The 18,236-nt window shown below is 47.1% G+C and carries 21 protein-coding genes and 1 pseudogene; 4 read left to right on the top strand and 18 right to left on the bottom strand.

Features of this window, described 5'->3' with window-relative positions:
* Positions 1-54: 54 nt before the first annotated feature.
* The 4 genes from GNE05_RS18825 to spoIIR all read right to left on the bottom strand — a co-directional run bounded on the left by GNE05_RS18825 (position 55) and on the right by spoIIR (position 3,073).
* Entirely contained in the window at positions 55-612 is a 558-nt protein-coding gene (locus GNE05_RS18825; protein WP_017418734.1) for a manganese efflux pump MntP, read from the bottom strand.
* A gap of 68 nt (positions 613-680) precedes the next feature.
* Positions 681-1,721 (bottom strand): L-threonylcarbamoyladenylate synthase, encoded by a 1,041-nt coding sequence (locus tag GNE05_RS18830; protein WP_061861621.1) that lies wholly within the window; start codon positions 1,719-1,721, stop codon positions 681-683.
* A 156-nt stretch (positions 1,722-1,877) separates the two neighbouring features.
* Entirely contained in the window at positions 1,878-2,321 is a 444-nt protein-coding gene (locus GNE05_RS18835; protein ID WP_007614382.1) for a GNAT family N-acetyltransferase, read from the bottom strand.
* 71 nt (positions 2,322-2,392) lie between these two features.
* Positions 2,393-3,073, bottom strand: coding sequence for a stage II sporulation protein R (spoIIR, locus tag GNE05_RS18840; protein ID WP_014419106.1), 681 nt, complete (start codon positions 3,071-3,073; stop codon positions 2,393-2,395).
* Positions 3,074-3,233: 160 nt separating this feature from the next.
* Here spoIIR and GNE05_RS18845 point away from each other — a divergent pair, with 160 nt between their 5' ends.
* Positions 3,234-3,608, top strand: a complete 375-nt coding sequence (locus tag GNE05_RS18845; protein WP_003151143.1) for a UPF0715 family protein — start codon at positions 3,234-3,236, stop codon at positions 3,606-3,608.
* Here the strand turns inward: GNE05_RS18845 and GNE05_RS18850 are convergent.
* The 3 genes from GNE05_RS18850 to prfA form a co-directional block, all read right to left on the bottom strand.
* On the bottom strand, positions 3,595-3,873 hold the full coding sequence (locus tag GNE05_RS18850) for a DUF5316 family protein (RefSeq protein ID WP_025649375.1): 279 nt from the start codon (positions 3,871-3,873) through the stop codon (positions 3,595-3,597). The genes GNE05_RS18845 and GNE05_RS18850 overlap by 14 nt on opposite strands.
* Before the next feature lie 70 nt (positions 3,874-3,943).
* A complete protein-coding gene (prmC, locus tag GNE05_RS18855; RefSeq protein ID WP_021494807.1) occupies positions 3,944-4,804 on the bottom strand; it encodes a peptide chain release factor N(5)-glutamine methyltransferase in 861 nt (286 codons plus the stop codon).
* A gap of 1 nt (position 4,805) precedes the next feature.
* Complete coding sequence (gene prfA, locus GNE05_RS18860) at positions 4,806-5,876, bottom strand: peptide chain release factor 1 (RefSeq protein WP_003151139.1); 1,071 nt, start codon at positions 5,874-5,876, stop codon at positions 4,806-4,808.
* A 111-nt stretch (positions 5,877-5,987) separates the two neighbouring features.
* On the opposite strand from prfA, the gene gloA2 reads away from it, so the two are divergent.
* Both gloA2 and racA read left to right on the top strand, forming a co-directional pair.
* Positions 5,988-6,371: an SMU1112c/YaeR family gloxylase I-like metalloprotein gene (gene gloA2 / locus GNE05_RS18865; RefSeq protein ID WP_007614387.1), complete on the top strand. Its 384-nt coding sequence runs from the start codon at positions 5,988-5,990 to the stop codon at positions 6,369-6,371.
* 110 nt (positions 6,372-6,481) lie between these two features.
* Positions 6,482-7,045 carry a chromosome-anchoring protein RacA gene (racA, locus tag GNE05_RS18870; RefSeq protein WP_021494805.1) on the top strand — a complete coding sequence of 188 codons (564 nt, stop codon included), beginning with the start codon at positions 6,482-6,484 and terminating at the stop codon, positions 7,043-7,045.
* A 33-nt stretch (positions 7,046-7,078) separates the two neighbouring features.
* Here racA and GNE05_RS18875 read toward each other — a convergent pair whose 3' ends face one another.
* From GNE05_RS18875 to spo0F, 11 genes and pseudogenes are all read right to left on the bottom strand, one after another.
* Positions 7,079-8,035, bottom strand: a complete 957-nt coding sequence (locus tag GNE05_RS18875) for an AEC family transporter (RefSeq protein ID WP_007407608.1) — start codon at positions 8,033-8,035, stop codon at positions 7,079-7,081.
* Between the two features lie 86 nt (positions 8,036-8,121).
* Positions 8,122-9,819 carry an oxaloacetate-decarboxylating malate dehydrogenase gene (gene malS / locus GNE05_RS18880; RefSeq protein ID WP_007407609.1) on the bottom strand — a complete coding sequence of 566 codons (1,698 nt, stop codon included), beginning with the start codon at positions 9,817-9,819 and terminating at the stop codon, positions 8,122-8,124.
* Between the two features lie 276 nt (positions 9,820-10,095).
* The gene (locus GNE05_RS18885) at positions 10,096-10,686 is read right to left on the bottom strand and encodes a thymidine kinase (protein ID WP_160183085.1); all 591 of its coding nucleotides are present in this window, start codon (positions 10,684-10,686) and stop codon (positions 10,096-10,098) included.
* 84 nt (positions 10,687-10,770) lie between these two features.
* Complete coding sequence (gene rpmE / locus GNE05_RS18890; RefSeq protein WP_003151132.1) at positions 10,771-10,971, bottom strand: 50S ribosomal protein L31; 201 nt, start codon at positions 10,969-10,971, stop codon at positions 10,771-10,773.
* A 121-nt stretch (positions 10,972-11,092) separates the two neighbouring features.
* Complete coding sequence (gene rho / locus GNE05_RS18895) at positions 11,093-12,379, bottom strand: transcription termination factor Rho (RefSeq protein ID WP_003151107.1); 1,287 nt, start codon at positions 12,377-12,379, stop codon at positions 11,093-11,095.
* Positions 12,376-12,584, bottom strand: a pseudogene (locus tag GNE05_RS21570) (hypothetical protein). The gene rho and the pseudogene GNE05_RS21570 overlap by 4 nt, the downstream one beginning before the upstream one ends.
* Positions 12,585-12,785: 201 nt before the next feature.
* Entirely contained in the window at positions 12,786-13,751 is a 966-nt protein-coding gene (gene glpX, locus GNE05_RS18900; protein WP_003151105.1) for a class II fructose-bisphosphatase, read from the bottom strand.
* Between the two features lie 33 nt (positions 13,752-13,784).
* Positions 13,785-15,074, bottom strand: a complete 1,290-nt coding sequence (locus GNE05_RS18905; protein WP_007407612.1) for a UDP-N-acetylglucosamine 1-carboxyvinyltransferase — start codon at positions 15,072-15,074, stop codon at positions 13,785-13,787.
* Positions 15,075-15,383: 309 nt separating this feature from the next.
* Complete coding sequence (gene fsa, locus GNE05_RS18910) at positions 15,384-16,022, bottom strand: fructose-6-phosphate aldolase (RefSeq protein ID WP_003151103.1); 639 nt, start codon at positions 16,020-16,022, stop codon at positions 15,384-15,386.
* 118 nt (positions 16,023-16,140) lie between these two features.
* On the bottom strand, positions 16,141-16,998 hold the full coding sequence (locus GNE05_RS18915) for a class II fructose-bisphosphate aldolase (protein WP_003151102.1): 858 nt from the start codon (positions 16,996-16,998) through the stop codon (positions 16,141-16,143).
* A 175-nt stretch (positions 16,999-17,173) separates the two neighbouring features.
* Entirely contained in the window at positions 17,174-17,548 is a 375-nt protein-coding gene (gene spo0F / locus GNE05_RS18920; RefSeq protein WP_012118670.1) for a sporulation initiation phosphotransferase Spo0F, read from the bottom strand.
* 164 nt (positions 17,549-17,712) lie between these two features.
* Here spo0F and GNE05_RS18925 point away from each other — a divergent pair, with 164 nt between their 5' ends.
* On the top strand, positions 17,713-18,234 hold the full coding sequence (locus GNE05_RS18925) for a DUF2529 domain-containing protein (protein WP_014419112.1): 522 nt from the start codon (positions 17,713-17,715) through the stop codon (positions 18,232-18,234).
* Positions 18,235-18,236 lie beyond the last annotated feature (2 nt).

An 18,236-nucleotide genomic window follows, 5' to 3' on the forward strand; every position in this document is an offset into this window, starting at 1 on the left:
CTATTATAAATGAAGAAAAAAGAAACGGCATCTTCGTTTCTTTTTTTACGTATCTTATATCGGTAAAAGCAGTTTCAGCCCGAATCCGATCAAAATGGCTCCGCCGAGCGCTTCGCTGTAGGAGCCGAGCCACGACTGCACCTTTCTTCCAGCCAAAAGGCCCGCCCATGTTAAAACGGTGCTGAAAACCCCGAACAGCGTAACGGCCAGAAACGGATTGGAGCCGTTCATCCCGAGACTGAGCCCGACAGAAAAGCTGTCCAGACTGACACCGACCGCAAACAGCAACAGTCCCGAGCCTGCCGGAGATATGAGCGGCCCGTCTGATTGTTTAAACGCGGCAATGATCATCTGCACCCCTAAAATGAAAAGAAGAGATCCGCCGATGTAAACGGCGAGCATCCCCAGAAAACCGGACAGCAGATGCCCGGCCGCCATTCCCGTAAGCGGCATCATGACATGAAACAGCCCGATGACAACCCCTATATGAAAAATCTGTTTTTTCTTCAGCTGAATCATTCCCATCCCGAGCCCGACGGAAAAGGCATCCGTCCCCAAAGCAAATGCCATGATGCTTAAGGAGACAAGTTCCCCGATGAATAGATTCGACATGAAATAAAAACCCCCTTGGACGTGCCCGCTTGTTTAGCTTATGCATGTCCGATAAGGGGTAGAACAAGTTAATGGATAACGGTGCCGCCTGCGGCTTTCATCAGCCTGTTCATAACGGCGAGCCCCACTCCGGTATCCGGAAAGGACTCAGAAATAATCATGTCCACTTCCGCTTCATCAAAGCTGCGGAGCGCATCGTATAAGGCGGACGCCACTGTTTCAAGGTCGGCGCGTCTGCCGCAGACCTTGATATAATCAGCCTGGTAACTATCGGCGTTCTCTTCTGTTGTCAAAATGCCGATTCGTTTTCCCCGGCTTTTATATGTGTCTGCCAGTTCTTGAATTCTCCGGGCGCCGCCGTCGGCAATAGCCATCGGCGCAGAAGGCGCGTAATGTGTATATTTCATACCCGGAGAAATAGGAACCTCATCTTCTTCGGTCAGCCCTTTATCCACAAGAACCGGACCGGCGGCGGATTCAATCTGCTCTTTTGTCACGCCGCCCGGACGAAGCAGCACGGGCTGTTTCCCCGTACAGGACAGAACGGTTGATTCCACTCCGATTCCCGTCGCGCCGCCGTCCACAATACCGGCAATGCGGCCGTTTAAATCATGAGCTACATGCTCGGCCTTCGTCGGGCTCGGTTTTCCTGATAAATTGGCGCTCGGCGCTGCGATCGGCAGTCCGGCCGAGCTGATGAGGGCTAATGCCACCGGATGATCAGGCATTCTGACCGCTACCGTCTCAAGTCCCGCGGTGACACGGGGTGACAGCACACCGGGCTTACACGGCAGGACAAGGGTCAGCGCCCCCGGCCAGAATAGCTTCATAAGCTTTTTCGCCGTATCAGGAATATGGCTGATAAAACGATCAAGCTGGCTGATATGGGATATATGCACAATCAGCGGGTTATCGCTCGGCCTTCCTTTCGCCTCATATATTTTCGTTACGGCTTCCGTATTTTCAGCGTTAGCACCCAGTCCGTAAACGGTTTCTGTCGGAAAAGCCACAACCTCATTCTGCCGGAGCAATTCCGCGGCTTGTGTAATCTGGGGATCGGTTGTGGATAATTCGCGCGAACAATCCACAAACCATCTTTTTGTTTTCATGTATAACCAAACTCCTTATTTTAAAGCGGTAAAACTTTATTTTCTCTCGTGTATTCCTTTTGAAAGTATAAAAGATGTCCTTTAATAAAACAAGTGTTATCCACAAACTGTGGACAACACTTTTTAATAAGTGGATAACCTTGTGTATAAGTTAGATCAGGCAGAGGTTTTCACCATTAAAAACGAACCTTCTGTGCATAACGAATTGCGGAAATGTTCGGACGTATACAGTTCATCAGGCGCATCGGCGCACGCTTCAAATCCCATCACATTCAGAAACTCAGCAGATGAGGGCTGATTGGCGACTAAGTAGACATCTTGAATCTCATGTTTTTTGCACAGCACATCCATACTTTGAAACAGTGTAACGATATGGCTTTGATTCAGCCTGTCCGACATGACGAGTGAACGGAGAAGCCCTTTTCCGCCGCTGAATTTTTCGATCCCGAGACAGGCGGCAATCTTTTTTTCACTGTCTTCCAGCACGATAAACCGGCTGATCTGCTGATCGATTTCCGCATGTGCCGTATCAGCCTTTTTCAAAAAGGCCTCCAGCGCCTCCGTATCTTGATCTCTTGCCACTCTCAGCTGATAAAACATATATTTCCCTCCGTTTCGATCAACTCTTTCTTCCAATCTATGAATCGAATCCGGATTTATGCCTTTTGCTTTTAGGAAAATAGATCTGAAATCCAATCGACGAGGAAAAACTTCACTTCCGTATCATCGTCATCTTTCTTTTCTTTCTTCGCTTTATCAGCCTTTGCTTTTACGTCATCCAGCACTTTTTTAGTCTGTTTCTGCGTTTCTTCCTGCTTCTGTCCGCCGTCTTCCTGATCTTTCACCGCTTCGCCGTTTGAGAAATCAAGGAAGCACAGCGGCGGAAACAAAACGCACCACCAGTTGGCGCCCTCGCCATTGCCGAGTGTAATTAAAATCGCTTCATATTTTCCGGCCGGATAGACCATATTGCCGTACAGCTTTGTCGGAAACGAGATTTTATTGAATTGAACTGAAACGGATTGATGCGCACCCTTTTCTTTCATCGTTTGTTTGGCGATTTCTTTAATTTCAGGAAGCTTCGAACGAATGAGCCGCCGCGCTTCTTCAATGGAAGTGATATCTTTCACCCAGTCCGTGATTTGCTTGTTTACAGCATCTCTGATCTGGCGCTTGAGCTTTTGATCCTCATCGTTATCACTGTTGGCCAAAATCCTGAGCCGGATCGCTTCATCCGGTATGACGACGGGCTCATCGGCTGATGCCCGCGCCGTTTCTTCTTTTGTCAAACCCGCAAGCGCTCCTGATAATAAAAGAAAAATATATATGCAGATCATCATCGTCTGTTTCATCGGTCCCCACCGTTCCTCTCCGTGCTTTTTTTATCTAGTCCCATTATGGACATGACGGAAAAGGTTTAAACCGGCGGGAAGAAAAAAATCTAGCAAGCTGATAATCTGCATTGACAGATTCAAAATATGGTACGATATTATTTTGATAGGAGGTTTTCAGATGAAATATAATTACACCGTGCTGCTGTCGGCGGCATGTATGTCTGTCATTTATTCTATTTTGTATGTTCATCAATTCATTATCGCGGCTTTCATTTCGATGGCGTTTTATTTTTTGTTTCCTTATTTGATTTTTGCGCTGCCGCTTCAATACTTTCTGAATAAAAAGCCGAAGAGATTTCATCCGCTGTATTTTCTTTATTATTTAGGGGTGTCATTCATTGCAAACGGGATCATCTTCGGTCTTTTGCAGCCGTCAGGCCAATCTCTGTTTTCTAATTCAGCCTTTTATATCTTTGCGGTTTTAACAGCCGTCGTCTATTGGGTATGGGATTCCGTATTGCTGCAAAGACAAAATCCGGCTACAGAAGCGTAATCAGCAGACAGCCGGCTGAAGGGAGAGCGGCGCAAAAGAAAACGGCGGCCATCTTTAAACGGGCGTGCCGTCCTTCTTCTGTTTCAGAATGATAATTGGCCCGCTGCTCCGCTCCGCTTACGGCCAACCCGGAAACGATGATCGCTGTGACGATAAGAACAGCCGTAACGGCGCCGAAAATGATGCCAAAGCCAAACGGCAGAACAAACCCCGCCGCATAAGCTGCGGCGGCGAGTATACATCCGAAGGCGAACGCTTTTTTCAAGGCGGATGCCCCTTTCATTTTCTTTCCATTGTAACAAAAGCCCGCCGTGTGCGTCACCGGCGGGCTTTTTTCATGATGTGATGACCGCGGATACGGTTCTGTCTTTTCCGTTGATGTCCTGTACGACTTCCACTTCCGCATTCGGAAAGGAATGACGGAACAGGTCTTTCACGGCTTTTCCCTGATTATATCCGATTTCAAAGACGACAAGCGCTTTATCTTTCATGACAAGAGGCAGCTCCTCCATAAACCGCTTGTAGAATTTCAAACCGTCACCGCCGTCCGTAAGAGCATGAAGCGGCTCATGGAAACGGACGATATCCGACAAATCCGCCATTTCTTCTTCAGAAATATACGGCGGATTGGAAACAATAATATCCGCTTTTTTTCCTGATGAAATAAAAGGAGTTAACAGATCTCCCTGCAAAAAACACACGTCCGCTCCGAGGTTTTGCGCATTTCTTTCCGCCACCTGCAGCGCTTCTTTTGAAATATCCGAAGCCGATACTGAAAAATGTCCGCATTCAAGCGCGAGCGTCACCGCAATGGCTCCGCTCCCCGTACCGATATCAATGACGTTCAGGCGTTCTGCCTCGGAAAATGCCCGCTTCTGTCTGTCCAGCAGATGAAAGACGACTTCTTCCGTTTCCGGACGCGGAATGAGAACATCGTCATTCACAAAAAATTCCCTGCCGTAAAACTGTTCTTTCCCGATAATATATTGAATCGGAATACCTTCTTTATGCATCTCCACGTGCCGTCTGAATCGATAAAGCTCATCCTCGCCGACGGTCTCCTGCAGACTTGCGAGAAGTTTGCTCCGATCCATTCCGGTATCATTTAACAGCAGCAGCTCGGCCGCGTTTTTTTCTCTTCCCGCTTCGGTTAAATAAGAAGAAGCCCAGCTTAGGGCTTCAAAAACGGTCTTCATCTTAATTTTCCGCCTGCTGGAGCTTGCTTGACTGGTCTTCTACGATTAACGCTTCAACCACTTCATCAAGCTTGCCTTCCAGGATTTGATCCAGCTTTTGAATCGTCAGGCCGATGCGGTGATCCGTCACACGGTTTTGCGGGAAATTGTATGTGCGGATACGCTCGGAACGGTCGCCTGAACCGACGGCTGATTTGCGGGTCTGATCATATTCAGCCTGAGCTTCCTGCTGGAATTTGTCATAAATTCTGGCGCGGAGCACCTTCATCGCTTTTTCTTTGTTTTTAATCTGAGATTTTTCATCCTGACAGGATACGACGACACCGGTCGGTAAATGCGTCAGGCGTACGGCCGACATCGTCGTGTTTACGCTTTGTCCGCCCGGTCCGCTTGATGCAAATGTATCGACGCGGATGTCTTTTTCGTGGATGTCCACTTCTACTTCTTCCGCTTCAGGAAGACACGCCACCGTCGCCGTGGATGTATGAATACGGCCGCCTGATTCCGTTTCCGGAACACGCTGTACGCGGTGCGCGCCATTTTCATACTTCAGCTTGGAGTATGCGCCTTTTCCCGTAATCATAAAGATGATTTCTTTGTAACCGCCCGTTCCGGTCACGTTTGCTTCCATGACTTCAGTCTTCCAGCCTTGGATTTCGGCGTAACGGGAGTACATTCTGTAGAGATTTCCCGCAAACAGCGCGGCTTCTTCTCCTCCCGCTGCTCCGCGGATCTCCATGATTACGTTTTTGTCATCGTTCGGGTCTTTCGGGATGAGGAGCACTTTCAAACGCTCCGATAGGGTTTCCGTCTCTCCCTGCAGTTCGGAGATTTCTTCCTTCACCATTTCTCTCATATCGGCATCAAGCTTTTCCTCAAGCATCGCTTTCGCATCGGCAAGCTGTTCTGATGCGTCTCTGTATTGTCTATAGACTTCAACGGTTTCTTGTATATCAGATTGCTCTTTCGAATATTCTCTAAGCTTTTTCGGATCGTTGACCACTTCCGGATCACTTAAAAGCTCATTTAATTTTTCGTATCGTTGTTCAATTGACTGTAAACGGTCTAACACGGTCTTCACCTCTGTTTTCCTGTGCGTAACATTCTCATTATAGTATAGGGCTTATCGCCAGTCAAAAGCAATTCGCCTCTGTTATACTGAAGCAAAAAAGGAGGAGCGGATATGCTGAAATCCATCCACCATATAGCAATCATATGCTCTGATTATGAAAAGTCGAAAGCTTTTTACACCGAGATTCTCGGTTTCGGCATTATAAAAGAAACATACCGAAAGGATCGCGGATCTTATAAACTTGATCTTGCGCTGGACGGCGCGTACGCGATTGAATTGTTTTCCTTTCCCGATCCGCCCGAACGGCCGACCAGACCGGAAGCCGCGGGTCTCCGGCATCTCGCCTTCACCGTAAACGATCTTGAAGCAGCCGTCAGGGAGTTAAAGGAAAAGGGCGTCGGCACAGAACCGATCAGAACCGATCCGCTGACAGGGAAACGGTTTACCTTCTTCTTCGATCCCGACAAGCTTCCGCTTGAATTGTATGAAGCGTAACGTTTTTTGAAGAAATGCCGCTTTCTTTGGCGAATTCCTTCTTGTTTTGTCTAACATGAAGGGAACGCCGCCTCATGGTCGAATACCTAGCAAAAAGGAGGTATGTGATCATGAATACAAACATGGCCGCGAAAGAGCTCGGTGTCTCCGCAAAAACGGTGCAAAGGTGGGTCAAGCAGCTGAATCTTCCGGCTGAACGGAATGAGCTCGGACATTATTCCTTTACACCTGAGGATCTTGATGTGCTGAAATCGGTCAAACGGCAAATTTCTGAAGGCACTGCCCTTCTGGATGTTCAAGTGCCCCGGCAGCCGAAAAAACGGACGGGCTTCATTTTGCAGCGTCCGAAAATCAATGGCGGCGCTGAACAAAGATTGGCAGAGCTGGAGCGCAAACTGGACATTCTCACGAAAGAGAAACAAGGTGAGAACCATCTGCTTTCAAGGATAGAGGAGCTTGAACGCCAGCTGAAACAAAAGGCGGATGAAGGGGTGTCTTATCAGCTTCTTCAGCACAGACGGGAAATTGACGACCTCAATTCCGAATTGCAGACATTGGCCTCCCGCATCCAGGAACTTGCCCAGACAGCTCCCCTCTCAGAAACAGCCGCTTCTTCTGAACATAAGAAACCCAGAAAAAAAACGAGATTTTCGCCTTTTAAATTTCAATTCTAACTAAAAAAGCTCCCTGAAACAGGGAGCTTTTCATTATGCAGTCAGCGCAATGATGATCGGCAGTGAGATTAGAGATAAAATCGCACTGATTACAAACGCGGACGCAGTTTCTTCCTCTTGTTTTTCGAAACGTGTGGCAATCATCGCCGCTACCGCAGATCCAGGGAATGCAACGAGCAATACCGCTTTCGTGATCTGGTCAGCCGGAAGTCCGACTGCAAGAGCGATTAAGTACATCAGCGCAGGCTGAACGGCAACTTTTAACAAAGCGATACCGAAAGCCGGCAGACTGAGCTTAATGTTGCGGATACCGACAGTTACACCGACGGCGAAGAGCGCAACACCTGATGTTGTGCTTCCGAGCTGATCAAGCATTTTTTCTCCCAAGCCAGGGAGTGTTACACCGCAGAGTACCAGAATGATACTGATAAGCGGTGCAGCCGCAAGCGGTTCGGAAAGACCGTGAAGAATAGACTTACCAGTCATTTTCCAGAAGTTCTCGTTTTCAGTGTCTTTTTTCTTAGATGACTCACCGACAGTAGCGATAATGATCGCAAGCGGGTCAAGGATGGCGTTAACCACGATACCCGTAACGGCGATAGGAATCGCTACTTCGCTTGCTCCGAATAAGCTTCCTAGTACGGGAATACCCATAAAAGCAAATGTCGGCTGTGCAGAGTTTAAAGAAAATACAGATGAATTCGTTAAATCATACTTGAAGATAAATTTGCAAACCAACAGAATGACGATAAAGAATCCGACAATCCCAATGATCAAAGCGACCATCAAAGGAACCTGTGATAAAAACGCACTTCTTGAAGTGGTTAAAATACTTGCGATAAAATGCGCCGGAAGCGCGTACTTCGTAACTAAGGTGCTTACCCCTTTTGCTGACTTCGCGTCATAACTTCCGAAGCGACCTGCGAACCATCCCAGCACGATCACGAAAAAGATCGGCGCCAGGAGGATTAAAATATCTAAGAAGCTCAAAATGTTCTCCTCCAAATCCTTAATGTCCGTATACTTTAGCCTTTACATAAAAGCTTTCCCTCGGACTGTAAAATTAATCGTAAAAATTATTTAGCGACAACTTGCTTATATTGCGGTTTCCACATTGCATCAAGAACGGCTTGTTCTACATTTTCAGGAATGCGGTTTGCCACGCCTTCTTTAATGGCAGTTTCCGCTACGGCGATCGCAACTTTAATTGAAACTTCTTGTAAGTCGCTCATGCTCGGCAGAAGGCCTGCACCCGGTGTTTCAAAATCAACGCTTTCTGCGATTGCGTCAGCAGTTGCCGCAAACATTGCAGGAGTAATCACTTTCGCTTCTACAACGATTGAACCGAGACCAAGTCCAGGGAACGCGAATGCGTTGTTAGATTGTCCGATTTCATGAGAAACGCCATTGTACTCTACATTGTCAAACGGGCTTCCTGTCGCCACAAGCACTTTGCCGTCAGTCCATTTGAAAAGATCGCTAGGAACGGCTTCAGCAAGCGGTGTCGGGTTAGACATCGGCATGATGACCGGACGCTCAACGTGTTTTGCCATTTCTTTGACGATTTCTTCACTGAACGCGCCGCTTTGGCCTGATGTACCGATTAAGATTGTCGGTTTCGCTTGACGGATCACTTCAATGAAAGGAATTTGTCCATTTTCATCGCGTTTCCAATCTTTAATTTCTTCAGCTGTGCGCAGGTACGGCTCTTGGAAATCAAGAATGTTTTCCATACCTTCAATTAACAAGCCTCTGTAGTCCATTGTGTAGAACGCTTTGTTGGCTTCTTCTTCAGAAAGACCGGCAAGCACCATAGTGTCGCGGATTTGGTCAGCGATTCCGATTCCGGCAGATCCCGCACCGAAGACAACCACACGCTGGTCTTTAATAGACGCGCCTGTTTTCTTCATAGCCGCAAGCACACCTGCAAGCGTAATCGCACCTGTTCCTTGAATGTCATCGTTGAATGTAAGAATTTCATGGTTGTATTTCTTCATGATATTGCGCGCGTTTTTGTTTCCAAGGTCTTCCCAGTGAAGAAGAGCTTTAGGGAAATATTTAAGCGCAGCTTTTACATAAGCGTCAACGAAAGCTTCGTAACGTTCGCCTTGGATACGTTCATGGCGGTTACCGATGTATAAAGGATCGTTCAGAAGTTTTTCATTGTTCGTACCGACGTCAAGAACGACAGGAATGACGCGGCTTGGGTCAATACCGGCAGCAGCTGTGTATACCGCTAATTTACCGATGGCGATGTTGATACCGCCTACACCCCAGTCACCGATTCCAAGGATGCTTTCTGAGTCTGTCGCAACGATCAGATCAATATCTCCGGCAGTGGCATGAAGGTTTTCAAATGCCTCTTCAATTCCTTCCACGTTGTCGATAGAAAGGTAAATTCCTTGAGGTCTTCTGTACTCATGACTGTATTCTTGAATCGCTTCACCGACAGTCGGTGTGTAAACAACCGGCAGCATTTCACGAAGATGGTTTTGAAGCAATTTAAAGAAAAGAACTTCGTTACGGTTTTGCAAATCATTCAAATACACGTTTTGGCGAAGGCGGTCCGGCTGAGCTTGAAACTGCTCGTATGCGCGTTTTGCCTGCTCATCAAGAGACAGAATTGTCGGAGGAAGCAGCCCGTCTAATCCAAGGCTTTTTCTTTCTTCTGCTGAAAACGCAACACCTTTATTTAAAGTAGGGATAGATAGAACTTCTTTTCCTCTTAAAGTAGTTTCTAAGTTGCCTTCCTTCGTTACTTTAATATTATTCAAGAAAATCTCCTTCTTTCTTCAAATAGTTAACAAAGTTAAGTAATTACCCGTTTTGGCTAGTGTGATCGCGATCTGCTATATCTTTTTTTGACAATTATTCGAACAATGTCTCATAACTATTTACATTACTTAGTCATTTTATGCCTGTAAAAATGAAAATTCAAGAGATGAAAATTACTTAATTTTTTCATACTCTTTTTTAAGTTATTTAACTACAATTTTTGAAAAAACGTCAAAAAAACACCGGATTTTTTACCGATGTTTTCATGAAAAGGGTTATTTATCAGACTGTTTTTTCGGCACTTCGTGATGATGTCTGCATCTCGCTTCGTATGACTCCGATGCGCCGACTAAAATGACCGGATCATCATAGGAAGCGGGCTTCCCGTCAATCAAACGCTGCGTACGGCTTGCCGGCGACCCGCAAACGGAGCAGACCGCCTGCAGCTTCGTCACCGATTCGGCAACCGCCATCAGAATCGGCACCACGCCGAAAGGCTCTCCCCGGAAATCCATATCAAGTCCGGCCGCGATGACACGATAGCCTTTATCCGCAAGCGAGGATAAGTCGCCGATGATCGATTCGCCGAAAAACTGCACTTCATCTACCGCGATGACGTCCGTGCTTTCACTGATATGATCCCATATTTCAGCCGAAGACGAGATGACGTGGCTTGTCATGGATGTGCCGTTGTGAGAAACGACGGCCTCCTCACTGTAGCGATTATCAATAGCAGGTTTGAACACCTTGACCTCCTGCTTCGCATATGTCGCTCTTTTCACTCTGCGGATCAGCTCTTCTGATTTCCCAGAGAACATGCTGCCGCATATCAGCTCAAGCCATCCGCTTTGCTTCATTATGTACATAGGCTATCCGCTCCCCTTTTTTTCCTGTTTATGGACATAAAAAACAGGCAAGAAGCAATTCTTGCCTGCCTGTAAAATCTATTATTACTTAAGACCGTATTTTTTGTTAAAGCGATCAACACGACCATCAGCAGAAGCGAATTTTTGACGTCCAGTGTAGAATGGGTGGCATTCAGAGCAAATCTCAACGCGTACCTCTTCTTTTACTGAGCCTGTTTCAAATTCATTTCCGCAAGCGCATTTAACTGTTGCTTTTTTGAAATTAGGATGAATTCCTGCTTTCATTGTATCCATCTCCTTCCGCCCTGAATCCCGTGTGGAAACAGAGTTATTATTCCGGAGTAATCCGGAACGCATATGAGAGAATTATATCAGTCATTTACTGCATTTGCAAATACATTTTTTATCAGCGGCGGGCTGATGATGAAAGGTTCGCCTGCTTCCATTCTTGGTTGATCAGATCGAAGAATTCTTGATTCGTTTTTGTTTTTTTCATTTTTCTCATAAACTTCTCTGCGAAGTCCGGAGAATCAGACATCGATTTGCGGATCGCCCATAGACGGTCAAGATGCTCTTTCGGCACGAGCAGCTCTTCCTTCCGTGTGCCGGAGCGGCGGATATCGATCGCCGGGAAAATCCGTCTTTCCGCAAGAGAACGGTCAAGGTGAAGCTCCATGTTGCCCGTTCCTTTAAACTCTTCATAGATGACGTCATCCATCCGGGAGCCCGTGTCTACGAGCGCCGTCGCCAAAATGGTCAGGCTGCCGCCCTCTTCAATGTTTCGCGCGGCACCGAAAAAGCGCTTCGGACGATGGAACGCAGCCGGGTCAATCCCGCCGGAAAGCGTACGTCCGCTTGGCGGGATAACGAGGTTGTAGGCCCGTGCCAGGCGGGTAATGCTGTCCATCAGAATGATAACGTCTTTTTTGTGTTCAACGAGACGCATCGCCCGTTCAAGCACAAGCTCCGCTACCTTAATGTGATTTTCCGGCACTTCATCGAATGTCGAGCTGACGACATCGCCCGCTACGGAACGTTCAATATCCGTTACTTCTTCCGGTCTTTCATCAATTAAGAGAACGATCAATTCAGCATCAGGCTGATTTGTCGTAATGCTGTTAGCGATTTCTTTCAACAGCATGGTTTTACCGGCTTTCGGCGGCGCCACGATCAGACCGCGCTGGCCGAAACCGACGGGAGCCATCATATCGAGAATTCTTGTTGAGAGATAATTCGGTTTCGTCTCAAGCACCATTTGGCGGTCCGGATAAAGCGGAGTCAGCGCGGGAAAATGAACGCGCTCTTTCGCAGATTCCGGATCATCTCCATTTACCGCTTCAACGTGCAAAAGTCCGTAATAGCGTTCGTTTTCTTTCGGCGGACGCACCTTGCCGGATACTTTGTCACCGTTTCTTAAATCAAAGCGGCGGATCTGGGAAGCAGAAATGTAGATGTCTTCTGAGCTCGGCGAGTAATTAATCGGTCTGAGGAAGCCGAATCCTTCCGATTGGATGATTTCGAGCACGCCTTCCATAAACAGAAGATCCTCCTGCTCGGCGTTGGCTTTCAGAATGGCAAAGATTAATTCTTTTTTAGTCAGTTTGCTGTAGTAGGAGATTTTATAATGTCTGGCCAGTTCATATAGTTCTTTTAATTTCATATTTTCCAAAGAGGAAATAGATACGTCTTTCATAAAAACACCACGCTTTTCATAGTCAATGTATTGCTGTTTTCATTCAAATCGGCTGCTTCGCATGATTCCGCCAAAGCACATTCTTTTATAAAACGTTCAGGAACTTCTATCGGTAACACTTCCACCCATGATCGGCGCTTTTTTAAAAAAGGAATGTCTTAATGAGTTTTGAAGGAAGCGAGGACAAAAACTTGAGAAGATCAATATTTATATCGTCTGTATGCGGTAGAATTTGAAAATTTCCCAGTACTCAAAAGAAGGAATGACACAGAAAAATCGCAGCACTCTTTATTTTTACCTCATTTCAAAAAATTATTCAACTTAAATAATGCTTTGACATATAAATGATAGGGTTGACTCTTTATTGCAAAAGAAAAGCGGGACTTTCCGTCCCGCTTTTCTCTATTTATGGCCGGATCACAAGATTTGGTTTTTTCTTCAGGCTGTGTCTTCCGTCAACGAATCGGACCGTTCCTGATTTCGCCCGGATGACCAGACTTTCAGTCGTACCGACGGAGCCTTTGAACTGAACGCCTTTCAGCAGCTCTCCGTCCGTGACGCCCGTTGCGGCAAAAATGGCGTCATCCCCTCTCACAAGGTCCTCCATCCGGAGCACTTTGGATACATCAAGGCCCATTCGCTCACAGCGGGCCTGCTCTTCCGCACTTTGCGGCAGAAGCCTGCCTATGATTTCGCCGCCGAGCGCTTTTAACGCAACGGCAGACAGCACGCCTTCAGGAGCCCCGCCTGAACCGAAGAGAATGTCTACTCCCGTATGGTCAAAGGCCGTATTGATGGCGCCCGCGACATCACCGTCGTTGATCAGTTTGATTCTGGCGCCCGCCTCACGCAATTCAGAGATGATTTTTTCATGTCTGTCACGATTTAAAATGGTTGCCACGACATCTTCAATGTCTTTGTTTTTCGCTTTCGCAACGGCTTTTAAGTTATCAATGACAGGCGCTTCGATATCGATGCAGCCTACCGCTTCGGGACCGACCGCGATTTTTTCCATATACATATCCGGGGCGTTCAGCAGTGTTCCATGGTCGGCGACCGCGATCACCGTCAGCGCATTCCAGCCGCCGCTCGCTACGATGTTTGTGCCTTCAAGAGGATCGACGGCGACATCGACGCGCGGGCCGTATCCGTTTCCGAGCTTTTCGCCGATGTAAAGCATCGGCGCTTCATCCATCTCGCCTTCCCCGATCACGACCGTGCCTTTCATCGGCACCGTGTCAAACACGTCACGCATTGCGCTTGTCGCCGCATCATCAGCTTCATCTTTTTTCCCGCGGCCCATCCATCTGGCAGATGCTAAAGCCGCCGCTTCAGTGACTCGAACCAATTCCATCGATAAGCTTCTTTCCATTTCAACACGATCTCCTCTCAAAAGTCCGCATTTCTATGAATTTTGGAGCTGTTCTATCTCTTCGTCCGTCAGCCTTTGCCGCCAGATTGTGGCGCCCAGACCTTCGAGTTTTTTCTCAAGATTGCTGTAGCCGCGGTCTAAATGCTCGAGACCGGTAATTTCGGTTACGCCGTCAGCCATGAGCCCGGCGACGACCAGACAAGCGCCTGCACGCAGATCGCTCGCCTTTACTTTTGCGCCCTGAAGCTCGGCCGGACCGGTGATAATGGCCGACCTGCCTTCCACTTTCATGTTGGCCCCCATCCGTCTCAGCTCATCTATATGTTTAAATCGGGCCGAGTAGATGGTGTCGGTTACGACGCTCGTGCCGCTGGCTCTCGTTAACAGAGATGTCATCGGCTGCTGAAGATCAGTCGGAAATCCCGGGTAAACAAGCGTTTTTACGTCGACCGGTTTTATCTGCTTCTGCCCGCCGAGCATAAGAAGCTGATCGTCACTCGTCTCAATGTGAAAACCCATTTCCCTGAGCTTCGCCGTTAAAGACTCCAGGTGAGTCGGTATGACATTATCAATAATGACTTCTTTCCCCATCGCGGCGCCGGCGATCATAAAGGTGCCCGCCTCAATTCTGTCCGGAATGATCGTATGCCTGCATCCGTGCAGCTCTTTTACGCCGTCGATTCTGATTACATTGGTTCCCGCGCCTTTGATCTTTGCGCCCATGCTGGTGAGCAATGTGGCCACATCAATAATCTCAGGTTCCTTGGCGGCGTTTTCTATCACGGTTTTACCTTCAGCCAGTACAGCGGCAAGCATGATATTGATCGTCGCTCCGACGCTGACGACATCTAAATAAATCCGTGCGCCTCTCAGCCTTTCGGCGCGCAGATAAATCGCGCCTTGTTCATTGGTGACTTCCGCCCCAAGCGCTTCAAACCCTTTGATGTGCTGGTCAATCGGCCGCGGCCCGAGATGGCATCCGCCCGGCAGTCCGATGACCGCCTGTTTGAAGCGGCCCAGCATCGCGCCCATTAAGTAATAGGAAGCGCGGAGTTTTTTCACTTTGCCGTTGGGAAGCGGCATGCTGATCATCGGGGAAGGGTCGACGACCATTTCTCCTTTTTCAAAATGGACGTTTCCGCCGATTTCTTTCAGCAGGTCACGCAGCGTTTCAATATCTGAGATCTCCGGAAGCCCTTCGATCGTTACTTCGGAATTTGCCAGAATGGTTGCGGGTATCAATGCGACGGCGCTGTTTTTCGCGCCGCTGATATGTACGGTTCCGTTTAACGGATCGCCGCCGGCAATATTCAACTTTTCCATGATAGTCTCCTTCCATAAGAAGATAGCTGCGGAGCGTAAATAAAATGGCATTTTATTCTGTCTCTGCAAATAAAGCTCTTGTCCAAAATGTAGCCAATTCGAAGAGAAAGAATACAAGGACATTATAAAATAACAGGAAGAAAATAGCGAAGCTTTGCGGGGCATTTTTAACACAGGATGCACAGAGGCCCGCCGGGTTCACATTCCGGGGAAACACACTCTTCACTTTGATACTGAAGGCCCGCTGCCAAACAGGAAAACATAAGGGTGCGGCAAACGGATGCAACCGGTTTGCCGCCCTATTTATCTTTATTTATTCCAGTCTGCCAAGAATTGCTCGATGCCTTTATCCGTTAACGGATGTTTCGTCAGCTGGTGAATGACTTTCAGCGGCATCGTACCGATATGCGCACCGCGTAAAGCGGCTTCAGTCACGTGCTGCGCATGACGGATGGAAGCTGCGATGATTTGTGTATCAATGTCATGAATGTCAAAAATCTGTCTTATTTCTGAAATCAGTTCAAGACCGTTATGGCCGATGTCATCCAGACGGCCTAAGAACGGAGATACATAAGTCGCCCCGGCTCTTGCCGCCAAAAGCGCTTGGTTGGCGCTGAAAATGAGCGTTACGTTTGTTTTAATGTTCAGGTCGCTCAGCGCTTTTACGGCTTTTAACCCTTCAGACGTCATCGGGATTTTCACCGTGATATTCGGTGCGATTTTTGCAAGTTCTTTACCTTCTTCAATCATTTCTTCAGCATTCAGGGAAATGACTTCCGCGCTTACTGATCCGCTCACGACTTCCGTAATCTCACGAAGTCTGTCATGGAAAGACACGTCAGCTTCTTTCGCCACTAAACTAGGGTTTGTCGTAACTCCGGCAAGAACGCCAAGTTCATAAGCTTCTTTAATCTCGTCAATGTTTGCTGTATCAATGAAAAATAACATAAGGAAAGCCTCCCCAGTAATAAATTTTCAGAACTGTAAAACATGATTGCGCTTTCTAAAGGTAAGACATAAAACCGCCTGTCAATGCTGTCAGGCGGTTTATGGATGTTACATTGGATTAAGCTTGGTTTGAAGAACCGAACTCACGCATTTTGCCGATAACCGTTTCTTTGATCGCTTCACGAGCAGGTCCAAGATATTTACGAGGATCGTATTCGTTCGGCTTAGCTGCCAATGTTTCGCGGACAGCTTTTGCAGAAGAAATTTGGTTTTCAGTGTTTACGTTGATTTTAGCCGTACCAAGTGAGATTGATTTTTTAATGTCGGCAGTCGGAATTCCTGTACCGCCGTGAAGTACTAACGGAAGGCCGGTTGATTTGCCGATATCTTCCATTTCTTTGAAACCGAGGTTCGGTTCGCCTTTGTAAGGGCCGTGAACAGAACCCAGTGCAGGTGCAAGGCAGTCGATGCCAGTGCGCTCTACAAGTTCTTGACACTCTTTAGGGTCAGCATAGATTACGCCTTCAGCGATCACGTCATCTTCCTGTCCGCCTACAGTTCCAAGCTCAGCTTCAACTGAAACGCCATGGAAATGAGCAAGCTCAACCACTTTAGCTGTAGTTGCTACGTTTTCCTCAAACGGGTGGTGAGATGCGTCGATCATTACAGAAGTGAAACCTGCATGAATCGCTTTCGCACAAGATTCAAAGCTTGAACCGTGGTCTAAGTGAATGGCGACAGGAACTGTCACTTTGTATTCTTCCATAAGAGCTTTAACCATGGCAACCACTGTTTTGAAGCCGCCCATGTAGCGTCCCGCGCCTTCTGAAACACCAAGAATAACCGGGGATTTTTCCTCTTCTGCTGCTTGTAAAATAGCTTGAGTGAACTCAAGGTTATTTAAGTTAAATTGTCCAACAGCATATCCTTTTTCTTTAGCTGTATTCAACATTTCCGTCATTGAAACTAAAGGCATGTCGAAAGTCCTCCTTATGTAGCCTGATTTGCTTCTTCTCGAAAAAAGCTTTCCACCTATAGCATGACCATAAAAACCTGTCATATGTAAAACAACAGATCGCTTTTTCTCCATCTCTAGGATACCAACTTTTCGACAAATCGGCAACACAATGACATAATTGTTTCTAATTTTATTAATTCGATTTTAGAGGTAAATATTTTTTCACCGCGTCTCTGATCTCATCAATGTCAAAAGGTTTCGCAAAATGGGTCAGCGCTCCGAGCTCTTTTGATTCCTTAATCATATCGAGTTCTCCGTAAGCGGTCATGATAATGACGCGGATGGATTCGTCAATCATCTTCATGCGCTTGAGAATTTCGATTCCGTCCATGCCGGGGATTTTCATATCTAAAAGCACGAGATCGGGCCGTTCTTTCGTTACGATGTCCAGCGCCTGTATGCCGTTGGCGGCCTGAAACGTCTGGTACCCTTCTTTATGAAACACTTCATTGAGCAATATGCGTATACCGTATTGGTCATCTACGATTAAAATCTTTTCATTCATCATTTTACACCCCAATATTATCATTTTCGTCAAAAGGAAGCAGTTGTTTATGTATTCTGTTTGATTTTCACATTTCCTTTAATTATAATAGTCTACTTTCCGACATTTTCTGAGCATTTTCTCTTTTGTTGTATACTGTTCTTGTATGTGTAAAGGAGGTTTCACTCATGTTAAAGATATTTACGACACAGCTTGCAGGCATTTTTTCCCGCATTCAGGATAAGGAATCCGAAGCAATAGAAGACGGCGCGCGCCTGCTGGCGCAGGCAGCCGTCAGCGGTCATACCATTTATTTATACGGCGCAAATGAGATGCAGGGCATTTTGTGCGAGGCGGAACTCGGCTCAGAACCGATGCCTTCCGTCAAAGCGTTTCCGGATACAGCTGATTCGATTACAGAAAGCGACAGGGTGCTGATGTTTTGTTCAGGTCCGGGCACGGCTGAAGAACAGGCGCTGGCTCAAAAGCTTTATGAAAAAGGGATCGGCCTCGTTGGCGTATCTCCTGTCATCAAAGATCAAACCGGGATTGAGGAATTTTGTGATGTTCATATTGACAGCAAATTAAAAATGCCGCTTCTGCCTGATGAAGACGGGACAAGATACGGCTTTCCTTCATTAATGACAGGCCTGTATGTCTATCACGCACTGTCCTTTACATTAAAGGAAATGATGCAGGAATATACCTGATG

This window comes from Bacillus sp. AM1(2019) (genome assembly GCF_009906915.1).
Lineage (GTDB): Bacteria > Bacillota > Bacilli > Bacillales > Bacillaceae > Bacillus > Bacillus velezensis.

Excerpts from the sequence above, each read along its gene's own strand:
- rho (WP_003151107.1), bottom strand. The coding sequence starts at position 12,379 with ATGAAAGACGTATCTATTTCCTCTTTGGAAAATATGAAATTAAAAGAA.
- GNE05_RS18885 (WP_160183085.1), bottom strand. The coding sequence starts at position 10,686 with ATGTACATAATGAAGCAAAGCGGATGGCTTGAGCTGATATGCGGCAGC.
- racA (WP_021494805.1), top strand. The coding sequence starts at position 6,482 with ATGAATACAAACATGGCCGCGAAAGAGCTCGGTGTCTCCGCAAAAACG.
- fsa (WP_003151103.1), bottom strand. The coding sequence starts at position 16,022 with ATGTTATTTTTCATTGATACAGCAAACATTGACGAGATTAAAGAAGCT.
- GNE05_RS18835 (WP_007614382.1), bottom strand. The coding sequence starts at position 2,321 with ATGTTTTATCAGCTGAGAGTGGCAAGAGATCAAGATACGGAGGCGCTG.
- rpmE (WP_003151132.1), bottom strand. The coding sequence starts at position 10,971 with ATGAAAGCAGGAATTCATCCTAATTTCAAAAAAGCAACAGTTAAATGC.
- GNE05_RS18925 (WP_014419112.1), top strand. The coding sequence starts at position 17,713 with ATGTTAAAGATATTTACGACACAGCTTGCAGGCATTTTTTCCCGCATT.
- GNE05_RS18830 (WP_061861621.1), bottom strand. The coding sequence starts at position 1,721 with ATGAAAACAAAAAGATGGTTTGTGGATTGTTCGCGCGAATTATCCACA.
- spoIIR (WP_014419106.1), bottom strand. The coding sequence starts at position 3,073 with ATGAAACAGACGATGATGATCTGCATATATATTTTTCTTTTATTATCA.
- prmC (WP_021494807.1), bottom strand. The coding sequence starts at position 4,804 with ATGAAGACCGTTTTTGAAGCCCTAAGCTGGGCTTCTTCTTATTTAACC.
- GNE05_RS18825 (WP_017418734.1), bottom strand. The coding sequence starts at position 612 with ATGTCGAATCTATTCATCGGGGAACTTGTCTCCTTAAGCATCATGGCA.
- gloA2 (WP_007614387.1), top strand. The coding sequence starts at position 5,988 with ATGCTGAAATCCATCCACCATATAGCAATCATATGCTCTGATTATGAA.
- spo0F (WP_012118670.1), bottom strand. The coding sequence starts at position 17,548 with ATGATGAATGAAAAGATTTTAATCGTAGATGACCAATACGGTATACGC.
- GNE05_RS18905 (WP_007407612.1), bottom strand. The coding sequence starts at position 15,074 with ATGGAAAAGTTGAATATTGCCGGCGGCGATCCGTTAAACGGAACCGTA.
- GNE05_RS18915 (WP_003151102.1), bottom strand. The coding sequence starts at position 16,998 with ATGCCTTTAGTTTCAATGACGGAAATGTTGAATACAGCTAAAGAAAAA.
- GNE05_RS18845 (WP_003151143.1), top strand. The coding sequence starts at position 3,234 with ATGAAATATAATTACACCGTGCTGCTGTCGGCGGCATGTATGTCTGTC.
- glpX (WP_003151105.1), bottom strand. The coding sequence starts at position 13,751 with ATGGAAAGAAGCTTATCGATGGAATTGGTTCGAGTCACTGAAGCGGCG.